At 60.0% G+C, this 200-nt stretch carries 2 tRNA genes; both read right to left on the reverse strand.

From position 1 onward, the window contains the following. A tRNA-Glu gene (locus VC352_RS25195) sits at nt 1–76 on the reverse strand. 48 nt (nt 77–124) lie between these two features. Further along, a tRNA-Ala gene (locus VC352_RS25200) sits at nt 125–200 on the reverse strand.

Here is a 200-nt window from a genome sequence, read left to right on the forward strand (position 1 = left end):
TGGCGTCCCCTAGGGGACTCGAACCCCTGTTACCGCCGTGAAAGGGCGGTGTCCTAGGCCACTAGACGAAGGGGACGTAACCTTCGAAGAACAAGGCCAGCGCTGGGCTGGCCATGTCAGTGTTTGGTGGAGCTAAACGGGATCGAACCGTTGACCTCTTGCATGCCATGCAAGCGCTCTCCCAGCTGAGCTATAGCCCC

Source organism: Pseudomonas sp. C11, from assembly GCF_034683865.1.
Classification (GTDB): domain Bacteria; phylum Pseudomonadota; class Gammaproteobacteria; order Pseudomonadales; family Pseudomonadaceae; genus Aquipseudomonas.